The sequence below is a fragment of the Streptomyces sp. NPDC028289 genome (assembly GCF_055565975.1).
Genome location: NZ_JBVHTI010000025.1, coordinates 1 through 11316, shown reverse-complemented (window position 1 = coordinate 11316; position 11316 = coordinate 1). Strand labels below are relative to the sequence as shown.

General features: G+C 72.2%; 1 protein-coding gene. It reads right to left on the bottom strand.

The window, feature by feature from the left end; genetic code table 11:
- Positions 1 to 11316 (bottom strand): amino acid adenylation domain-containing protein (locus tag ACZ4UV_RS51840; protein ID WP_467850188.1); only part of this gene is annotated, 11316 nt, incomplete at both ends.

Genomic DNA, 11316 nt, shown 5'->3' with positions numbered 1-11316 from the left:
AACCCGCTCCTCGAACACCTCCTGCACACACCGCGACACCTCCCCGACCGACCCCCCAGGCCCACCCCACCCGAGCAACAACTCACGCTCACCCTGTGGCAGATACACCGCTCGCGCGTCCCCGTCGGGGTCCGTGGCCATCGCCTGGAGCACCGCGCCGAACATCCCGGCCAGCCGCTCGGCGGCAGCGCGGTTCATCACCGCGGTGCTGGTGCGCAGGTTGAGGAAGTCGTCCCCGTGCGCGTTCACGGACAGGCCCAGCTCGGTGGGGGCGCTGCTGACCACGGTCTCCAGCGCTCCGGGGCGGGTGTCCTGGCCCTCGTCCGCATCACGGCCGACCTGGGCGTTGCCGAAGTCGACGTAGTTGAACATCACGTCGATCAGGCGGCCGCCGGCGCGGGACTCGCGCTGGATCTCCGGCATCGGGAAGTAGCGGTGCTCCCACAGCTCGATCTCGCGGTCGGCGACCTGACGTACCAGATCGCGCCAGGTGCGCGCGGAACGGTCGGCGGGGAAGGGCAGGGTGTTGGTGTAGAGCCCGTAGACCCGGTCGGCGCCCGCCACCTCGGGACGGACGTGGCTCACGAGCCCGGTGTGGTAGGCGGGTTCGTCGGTGAGCTGGCCCATCACCTTCAGATGCGCGGCGAGCAGCACGCTCTTGACGGAGACGCCTTCGGAGTCGGCCAGCGCGTGCAGAGCCGCGCGCTGCTCTTCGAGGGACACCTTGACGCCGAACGCCTCGGGGGCCGCGCCGTCGCCGTCCGCCCAGGCAACGGGCAGGGGCAGCTTGGCGTGCCCGTCGACGACGTCCTTCCAGTAGGCACGATCCGCCTCGGAGGCGAGGGCCGTCAGCTCGGCCGCGACGGAGTCGGCGAACCGTACGCCGGGCGCCTCGTACGGCTGGGGCTCCAGGCCGTCCCGGAACCCGCGGTAGCAGTCCACCAGTTCCCTGACGAGCAGTTGGTGGCTCCAGCCCTCCAGGACGGCGTGGCTCTGGGTGAGCGTCAGGAACCACGCGTCCGCCGAGCGGACGTGCGCGAAGACCCGGATCAGCGGCGCGGTGGAGGTGAGGTCGAACGGATCGGCGTGCTCGGCGGCGACGAAGTCGGTCACCTCACGCCGCTGCTCCTGCTCGTCGAGCCCGCTGAGGTCCCGCCAGGCGCACGGGACCTCGGCGTCCCTCCACACCAGTTGCATCGGTACGGAGTAGGAGGTCAGGTCGACGGAGGTGCGCAGCACATCGTGGCGCGCCACTACGGTGCGCACGGCCCGGCGCAGGGCCTCGCCGTCGAAGGGCCGGTCGTCGGGGACGAGGACGGTGGCGACGTTGTGGTAGTTGTTCTCGCCGCCGCCGGACAGCGCCTCCACCAGCATGCCGGTCTGGTTGCGCAGCAGCGGGTAGGCGTCGTCCAGCCCGGCGGGCAGAGCGTCTCTGTCCTCCGCCGGGACGAGCGCGAACGGGGCGACGGAGGCGGCCGCTTCACCGTCGGGCGCCTCGCCCTCGGCCCCGGCCGAGTCTCCGAGCGCTTCGCACAGTGCGGCGACGGTGCGGTGCTGGAAGAGGTCACGGACAGATATCTCGAAGCCGGCGGTGCGCAGCGCACCGACCAGGGCGACGCCGCGGATGGAGTCACCGCCCATGGCGAAGAAGCCGTCGTGGACGCCGACCCGTTCGACTCCGAGGACCTCGGCCCAGACCGCGGCGACCCGCTCCTCCACCGCGGTGCGCGGTGCGGCGAAGTCACCGCGGGCCACGGCTTCCTCGGCGGGGACGGGCAGGGCGCGCCGGTCCAGTTTGCCGTTGACGGTCAGCGGCATGGCATCGAGTGCGACGAAGGCCGAGGGGACCATGTACTCAGGCAGTTCGGTGCCGCAGTGCTCGGCGAGTGCGGCACCGTCGGGCAGTCCGGCGGCGGACGGCTCGGCGACGCAGTACGCCACCAGCCGCCGCTCGCCGGGCCTGTCCTCGCGGACGACGACGACCGCGTCCCGGACCTGCGGGTGTCCGGTGAGGACCGCCTCGATCTCGCCGGGCTCCACGCGGTAGCCGCGGACCTTGACCTGGTCGTCGGCCCGGCCCAGGAACTCCAGCTGTCCGTCGGGACGGCGCACGGCGAGGTCACCGGTCCGGTACAGACGGGTGCCGGGCGGGCCGTACGGGCCGGGCACGAACCGCTCGGCCGTCAGCGCGGGCCGGCCCAGGTAGCCGCGGGCCACGGACGGACCGCCGATGTGCATCTCGCCGGGGACACCGTAGGGTACGCGGTGTCCGTGCCGGTCGAGCAGGTGGACGGACACGTCGTCCAGGGGGAGACCGACGGGGATCCGGGTGCCCGCCTCGCCGTCACCGGCCTCGACGACGTGGAAGGTGTCGATGACCGTCGTCTCGGTGATGCCGTGGGCGTTGACGAGGACCGGCCGCTCCAGGCCGAGCCGGTCGATCCAGGGCCTCAGGTCGGACAGCTCCAGGGGCTCGCCGCCGTTCATGACCATGCGCAGCGACAGCCGGTCGATGCGCGGGTCGCCCTGTGCGGCGAGGTCCACCAACGGGCGGAAGGCGGAGGGTGTTTCGGCGAGCATGGTCACCTTGTGTTCGACCAGCAGGCCGAGGAAGTCCTCCGGAGAGCGGGCCACGTCCTGCGGGACGACGACCAGGGTGCCGCCGTGCAGCAGTGCGCCCCACATCTCGAACACGGAGACGTCGAAGGCGTACGAGTGGAAGAGCGCCCACACGTCGGACGCGTCGAAGGAGATCCGCCGCCGCATGGCCGGGAACAGCCGGAGCGCGTTGGCGTGGGTCAGGCAGACGCCCTTGGGCCGTCCTGTGGTGCCCGAGGTGTAGATCACGTACAGGGTGTTCCCCGGGACGCTGAGGTTCGGCGGGTTCGTCTCGGGGTGCGCGGCCAGCGCCTCCTGGTCACGGTCGAGGACCAGCAGCGCGCCCCGGACGGCGCCCTCGACGAGGGACGCCCGGCCGGTGTCCGTGATCACGGTGCCGACCCCGGCGTCGGAGATCACATGGCGCAGCCGGTCCGCCGGGTTGGCCGGGTCCAACGGCACGTACCCGGCACCGGACTTGATGATCCCGAGCAGCGACGGCATGAGGTCGGCGCCGCGCTCCAGGCAGACGCCCACCAGCGTCTCGGGGCCCACGCCCTTGGCTCGCAGCTGGTGCGCGATCCGGTTGGCCTGCCTGTTCACCTCGGCGTACGTCAGCTTCTGGCCGTCGGCGATCACGGCGACGGCGTCCGGCGTGGCGGCCGCCCGGCGCTCGAACACCTCGTGCACGCATGCCTGATCGGCCTCGAACGGCTCGAAGGTGCCGGCGTGGAGCAGCGACTGCTCCTCGCCCGGCGGCAGGTACACCGCGCGGGCGTCCCCGTCGGCGTCCGCCGCCATCGACTCGAGCACCGCGCGGAACATCCCGGCGACCCGTTCGGCGTCGGCCCGGCTCATGGTGCGGGTATTGGCCTTGAGGTTGAGCCCCATGCCGATGTTGGCGGTCACGGCCAGCGCGAACTCGGTCGCGCCCTCGCCGAGGCCGGTGCGCGCGTCGACGTCCCGGTCCTCGGTCTCCGGGAAGTCCAGATAGCTGAACAGGGTGTCGACCAGCCGGCCTTCGCCGCCCGCCTCGCGCTGGATCTCCGGCATCGGGAAGTGACGGTGCGGCCACAGCTCGGCCTCGCGGTCGAAGACCTGCCGTACCAGCTCCCGCCAGGTGCGGGCGGTGCGGTCGACGGGGAAGGGCAGGGTGTTGACGTACGTGCCGTAGACCCGGTCGGAGCCGAGGACCTCGGGACGGACATGGCACACCAGGCCGGTGTGGAACTCGGCGTCTCCGGTGAGCTGGCTCATCACCTTCACGTACGCGGCCAGCAGCACGCTCTTCGGCGCGGCCTGCGCGTGGGCGGCGAGCGCCCTGAGCCGGGCCTCCAGACCGCCCACCGGGACGGGCACGGTGAAGTCCTCGCCGGTGGCGTCCGGGTCGGCCCAGGCGGAGGGCACGGACAGCGGGGCGTGGTCCTCCACCACGGCGCGCCAGTACGCGCGGTCCTCGGCGGAGTCCAGGGCCTTGAGTTCGGCGGCGACGGAATCGGCGAACCGCACCCGGGGCGCGTCGTACGGCTCGGGCTCCAGGCCGTCCCGGATCCGGCGGTAGTCGGCGAGCAGCTCGGTCATGAACTGGTACAGGCTCCAGCCCTCGATCACGGCGTGCGACGAGGTGAAGGAGAGCCGCCATCCGGTGTCCTCGACATGGACGGTCATGCGCACCAGCGGAGCCGCCGCGATGTCGAAGACCTGGGAGCGCTCCCCGGCCACGTACGCCGTCAGCGCCTCGCGCTTGGCGCTCTCCGCGAGGCCGCGGAGGTCGTGCACGGCGAGCGGGATGGCCGCCCGCTCGTGCACCAGCTGCATGGGTACGGAGTAGGAAGCGAGGTCCACGGAGGTGCGCAGGACGTCCTGGCGGGCGACGATGCCGTCGGCCGCACGGCGCAGCGCGGACTCCGTGAACGGTGCTTCGTCCTGGATGAAGTACGAGGTGGAGGCGTGGTAGCGGTTGTGCTCGGTGTCGGCGAGGGTCTCCACGAGCATGCCGGTCTGGATGCGGGAGAGCGGATACGCGTCGTCCAGCCCCTCGGGCAGCCGCTCCCGGTCCACCTCCGGCACCAGCGCGAACGGCTCGATGAACACCCCGTCCTCACCCGACAGGGCCGACCGCCCCGCCAGCGACTCCGCAAGACCCGCCACCGTCCGGCGCTCGAACACGTCCCGCACCGACACGTCCAGACCCTCGGCACGCAACGCACCGATCAACGCCACCGCACGGATCGAGTCCCCGCCCAGATCGAAGAAACCGTCCGTCACACCGACCCGTTCGAGCCTCAGCACCTGCGCCCAGGCGGCCGCGACCCGCTCCTCCAGCGGCGTCCTCGGCGCCACGAACTCCGCCCGGGCGAAGGCCCCCTCGTCCGGCACCGGCAGCGCGGCACGGTCCAGCTTTCCGTTGGGGGTGATCGGCAGCGACTCCAGCACCACGAACGCCGACGGCACCATGTAGGCGGGCAGACTCGTGCCGCAGTGGGCGGCCAGTTCCCTGCCCGGGGGCGGTCCGGCGGCCGGCCCGTGGGCCGCGTTCACCGCGGGCACGTAGTACGCCACCAACTGCTTCTCACCCGGGACGTCCTCGCGTACGACGACGACCGCCTCACGGATCCCCGGGTGTGCGGCGAGCACCGCCTGGATCTCCCCCAGCTCGATCCGGTAGCCGCGGATCTTGACCTGGCTGTCGATCCGGCTCAGATACTCGAGGTTCCCGTCGGGCCGACGCCGTGCCAGGTCACCACTGCGGTACAGCCGTGAGCCGGGCGGGCCGAAGGGGTCGGGGACGAACCGCTCGGCCGTCAGGGCCGGCCGGCTGAGGTATCCGCGGGCCACTCCCTCCCCGCCGACGCACACCTCGCCGGCCACTCCGTCCGGAACGAGATGGCCGTTCTGGTCGAGCAGGCGGAGCGAGACCCCCTGGAACGCGCGGCCGACGGGAAGGGAGGAGCCCTCCTCGCCGTCGCCCACCTTGATGACGTACCGCGTGTCGATGACGGTCGTCTCGGTGATGCCGTAGGAGTTGACGAGCGTCGGCCGCTCCAGACCGAGCCGGTCCGTCCAGGGCCGCAGATCTGACATCTCCAGCGTTTCCCCGCCGAAGATCACGTACCGCAGCGAGAGCTCCTCGACGCGCGCGCCGCCGTCGGCTGCCGCGGTCGCCAGGGACCGGAACGCGGAGGGTGTCTGGCAGAGCACGGTGACGCGCTGCTCCACGAGGAGGCCGAGGAGGTCCTCGGGGGACCGCGCCACGTCCTGGTCGACCACCACCAGCCGCCCGCCGTGCAGCAGGGCTCCCCACATCTCCAGGACGGAGAAGTCGAAGGCGTAGGAGTGGAACAGGGTCCAGACGTCGTCCCCGGTGATGCCGAAGCTGTCGCGGGCGGCGTCCATGAGCCGCAGCACGTTGGCGTGGGTGAGGGCGACGCCCTTGGGACGGCCGGTCGAGCCCGAGGTGTAGATGACGTAGACGGTGTTGTCGGGGCCGGTCAGCGGGGCCGGGTCGGTGTCCGGGGAGGCCGCCAGCTCCGCACGGTCCCGGTCGAGGACCACCAGGTCCCCGGTGAACACCTCGGCCATCAGCGGTACGCCGGCCGATTCGGTCACCACCACCCGCAGCCCGGCGTCGGTCGCCACATGGCCCAGCCGGTCGGCAGGGTTCACCGGGTCCAACGGCACATATCCGGCGCCCGACTTCAGCACGCCCAGCAGCGTCGGGATCAGGTCGGGTCCACGCTCCAGGCAGACGCCCACCAGCGACTCGGCGCCGACCCCCAGCGACCTCAGGTGATGCGCCAGCCGGTTGGCCCGTGCGTTCACCTCCGCGTAGCTCAGCTCCTGTCCGCCCGCGACGACCGCGATCGCGTCCGGCGCGGCGGCCGCCCGCTCCTCGAACACCGCGTGCACACACCGCGACTCGGGCTGCGGAAAGGCCTCGGCCTCGCCCGTGATCAACAGCAGTTCACGCTCGCCGTCCGGCAGGTACACGGCCCGGGCGTCACCGTCGGCGTCGGCGGCCATCGCCTCCAGGACCGCGCGGAACATCCCGGCGATCCGGTCGGCGTTGTCCTGGCTCAGGGTGTGCGAGGTGGTGCGCAGGCTGAGGATCCCGGACAGCGAGGTGACGGCGAGGGCGAACTCGTTCGGGGCGTCGTTGAAGCCCCAGCCGTCCTCGGCCACGTCGGAGTCCATGGCGTGGAAGTCCAGGTAGCCGAAGAAGACGTCGATCAGACGCCCTCCGCCGGGGTGCCGGATCTCCGGCATCGGGAAGTGGCGGTGCGGCCAGGCCTCGATCTCCCGGTCGGACACCTGGCGTACCAGCTCCCGCCAGGTCGCGGCGGTGCGGTCGGCCGGGAACGGCAGTGTGTTGAGGAACGTGCCGTAGAGCCGCTCGGCGCCTGCGGCCTCGGGCCGGCAGTGGGTGACGAGGCCGGTGTGGAACGCGGGCTCGTCGGTGAGCTGGCCCATGACCTTGAGGTGGGCGGCGGTCAGCACGCTCTTGAGCGAGACGCCGGCCGTCCTGGCCAGGGCGGACAGGCCCTGCTCCAGGTCCGCGAAGCGCACCCCGGCCCGGATCGTCTCGGCGGGCCGGTCCCGGTCGCCGTGCCAGTGCGCGGGAAGCGTGAACGTGGCGTGGTCCGCGACGATGCCCTGCCAGTAGGCGCGGTCCTCGGCGGAGTCCAGGGCCTGGAGTTCGGCGGCGACGGAATCGGCGAACCGCACCCGGGGCGCGTCGTACGGCTCGGGCTCCAGGCCGTCCCGGATGCGTCCGTAGCAGGCCACCAGGTCGACGAGGAACAGCTGGTTGCTCCAGCCGTCCATGATCGCGTGGCTCTGCGTGAAGGTGCACAGCCAGGACTCGCCGCCGAGCTGGTGCGCGAACACCCGCAGCGGCGGGCGGGCCGCGGACAGGTCGAAGACGTCGGCGCGTTCGGCGGCCACGAACGCGGTCATGGCGCGCCGCTGTGCCTCCTCGTCCAGGTGGCTGAGGTCTCGCAGGTCCGTCGGTATGTCGACCTGTGCGTGCACGAGCTGGAGCGGCACCGAGAATCCGCTCAGGTGCACGGAGGAACGCAGCACCTCGTGCCGGGCCACGACTTCCGCGACCGCCGCGCGGAGGGCGGGCAGATCCACGGGCCGGTCGTCGTGCACCCGGTAGACGTTGACGTTGTGGTAGTTGTTCCACGTGTCGTCGGCGAGGGTCTCCACGAGCATGCCGGTCTGGATGCGGGAGAGCGGATACGCGTCGTCCAGCCCCTCGGGCAGCCGCTCCCGGTCCACCTCCGGCACCAGCGCGAACGGCTCGATGAACACCCCGTCCTCACCCGACAGGGCCGACCGCCCCGCCAGCGACTCCGCAAGACCCGCCACCGTCCGGCGCTCGAACACGTCCCGCACCGACACGTCCAGACCCTCGGCACGCAACGCACCGATCAACGCCACCGCACGGATCGAGTCCCCGCCCAGATCGAAGAAACCGTCCGTCACACCGACCCGCTCCACGCCGAGGACGCGCGCCCACACCGCGGCCACCCGCTCCTGAAGCGCTGTCCACGGCGCCACGAACTCCCGCCGGGCGAACGAACCCTCCCCCGGCGCCGGCAGCGCCGCGCGGTCCAGCTTCCCGTTCGCCGTCAACGGCAGCACCGGCAGCACCACGAACGCGGACGGCACCATGTAGTCCGGCAGGGTGCGCGCGAGCGCCTCGCGCAGCGGCCCCGGGGCCGGGGCCGCTGCGCCCTCCGGCACGACGTACGCGACGAGCCGCTTGTCCCCGGCGATGTCCTCGCGCAGCAGGACTCTGGCGTCCGCGATCTGCTCGTGGTCGCCGAGCGCGGCCTCGATCTCGCCGAGCTCGATACGGAAGCCGCGGATCTTCACCTGTCCGTCGGCACGGCCCAGGAACTCGACGTCGCCGTCCGCTCGCAGGCGTACCACGTCGCCGGTGCGGTACAGGCGGGCCCCGGGTGTCCCGTACGGGTCGGGCAGGAACCGGTCGGCCGTCAGGGCCGGCCGGCCGAGATACCCGCGCGCCACGCCGGTCCCGCCGACGTACAGCTCGCCCGGCACGCCCACGGGCAGCGGCTGGAGCCGTTCGTCCAGCACGTACATCGTCACGTTCGGCAGCGGCCGGCCGATCGGCATGACCTCGGCCGTGGTGTCCCGCGGTACCGGGAACGTGCAGGTTCCCACCGATGCCTCGGTCGGCCCGTACTCGTTCACCAGCCGCGTCGCGGGGGCCAGTTCGCGCCAGGCCCGTACGACCCTGCGGGTCAGTGCCTCGCCCGCCACGACCAGGACCGGCGCGAGGGCGGCGGCCTGCTCCGCGGAGAGCTGGTGGGTGAGGACCTCCAGGTGGGCGGGGGTCAGCTTGACGAAGCTGTACGGCCCCGCGGCGGCCAGGGTCTCGCCGAGCGCGCCCAGGTCGAGGTCCTGGGGCAGCAGGCGGACCGCCTGGCCCGCGAGCAGCGGCGCCCACAGGTTGGGTACGACGAGGTCGAACGCGATGGACGAGAAGAGCGGCGCTCCGGTGCTGCCCTCGGCGGCGAGCTCGTCCACGGCCCAGCGCACGTGGTTGGCCAGACCGCGGTGCGGTACGAGCACGCCCTTGGGCAGGCCGGTCGAGCCCGAGGTGTAGATGACGTAGGCGAGGTCGTCGGGGCAGATCGCCCTGGCCGGGGCGGTCTTGGGCAGGCTGCCGAGGGCGAAGCCGTCCCGGTCGGTGAGCAGGCGGCGCGTCGTCTCCGAGGCGGGCAGCCGGTCCTCGTGGTCGGAGTGCGTCACGACGGCCGCGGCGTGGGCGTCGGTCAGCATGTGCGCGATGCGTTCGGGGGGCAGGACGGGGTCCATCGGCAGATATGCCGCCCCGGCCTTCCAGATGCCGAGGAGCGCGGCGACCAGCTCCACGCCGCGGTCCAGGAGCACGCCGACGACGGACTCCCGCCCGACCCCGAGGGAGCGCAGATGATGGGCGTAGCGGTTGGCGCGGGCGTCGAGGTCCGCGTACGACATCCGGGTGCGCGCGTGGACGACGGCGGTGGCGTCGGGGGTCCGCGCGGCCTGCTCCTCGAACAGGTCGAGCACGGTCCGGGTCTCGGGCTCGGCGGGGTTGACCGCCCACTCCCGAAGCTGGCGGCTCAGTTCGTCCGCCGCCACGAAGGTGCCCCGGGCGTCCGCGGCGGGGTCCGCCGCCATCGACTCCAGCACCGCCCGGTACATGGCACCGATGCGCTCGGCGTGGGGGCGGCTGAGCGCCCAGGAGTCGGCCGTCAGGAAGACGTGACCGTTGCGGGATGAGACGGTGAGCGGAAACTCGGTCGGGCTGTCGTCGATGCCCACGGCGTCGTCGACCAGGTCCGTGTCGACCTGCCGGAAATCCTGGTAGTTGAAGAACACGTCGATGAGCCGCTGGGTGCCGCCGAAGGCCCGCTGGACCGCGGGCAGCGGGTGCCTGCGGTGCGGCCAGGAGGCGACCTCACGGGCGAAGACCTGCCGTACCAGCTCCAGCCACGTGCCCGCCGACCGGTCGACCGGGAGCGGCAGGGTGTTGAGGTACATGCCGTACACGCGGTCGGCGCCCACGACTTCGGGGCGCACGTCGTACACGAGTCCGGTGTGGAAGGCCGGGGCGTCGGTGAGCTGGCTCAGCACCTTGGTGTGGGCGGCGACCATGACGCTCTTGAGCGAGGCGCCCGCCTTGGTGGCGAGGGCGCGCAGGCCGGGCTCCAGGTCGCCCCAGGGCACCATCACGTGGTGGGCCCGGCGCGGGGCGTCCGGGTCCTCGCCCCACCCGGCGGGCAGGGTGAACTTGGCGTACTCGTCGACGACGTCCCGCCAGTACGCGCGGTCCTCCTGCGAGGCCAGCGAGCCGAGTTCGGCGGCGATGGAGTCCGCGAAGCGCACCTCGGGCGCCTCGAACGCGCCGGGGCCGCCGCCGTCCCTGATCTCCCGGTAGCAGTCGAGGAGTTCCATCAGCATCGAGTGATGGCTCCAGCCCTCCAGGATGGGGTGGCACTCGGTGGCCGAGATCCACAGGCCGTCACCGGCCGTGGGATGGGCGTGGAAGCGCATCAGCGAGGGCGTGCCCAGGTCGAAGAGGGTGAGCCGTTCCCGGGCCACGAACTCGCGCAGCGCCGCCTCGGCCTGCTCGGCGTCCAGACCTGTCAGATCGTGTACGCCGACGACGATGTCCGCGGTGGCGTGGACGAGTTGCATCGGCACCGAGTAGTCGGTGAGGTGCAGCGAGGTGCGCAGCACTTCGTGGCGTTCCACCAGGGTCCTGGCCGCCGCTTCGAAGGCGGTGGCGGAGAACGGCCGGTCGTCGCGGATCCGGAACGAGGAGACGTTGTGGTAGTTGTTGCGGCCCTCGTCGGCCAGCATCTCGATGACCATGCCGGTCTGGATCTGCGAGAGCGGGTAGGCGTCGACGACACCCTCCGGGAGCCGCTCGCGGTCCTCGGCGCTGATCAGCTCGAAGGGTTTGACGAAGACCTGGGCCTCCGCGGAGAGGGCCGGCCTGCCGGTGACGAGCTCGGACAGTTCGGCCACCGAACGCCGGTCGAAGACGTCGCGCACCGACACGTCGATGCCCTCGGCACGCAGGGCGCCGACGAGTGCCACGGCGCGGATGGAGTCGCCGCCGAGGTCGAAGAAGCTGTCGTGCACTCCGACCCGGTCGACCTCCAGGGCGCCGGCCCATACCGCGGCGACCCGCTC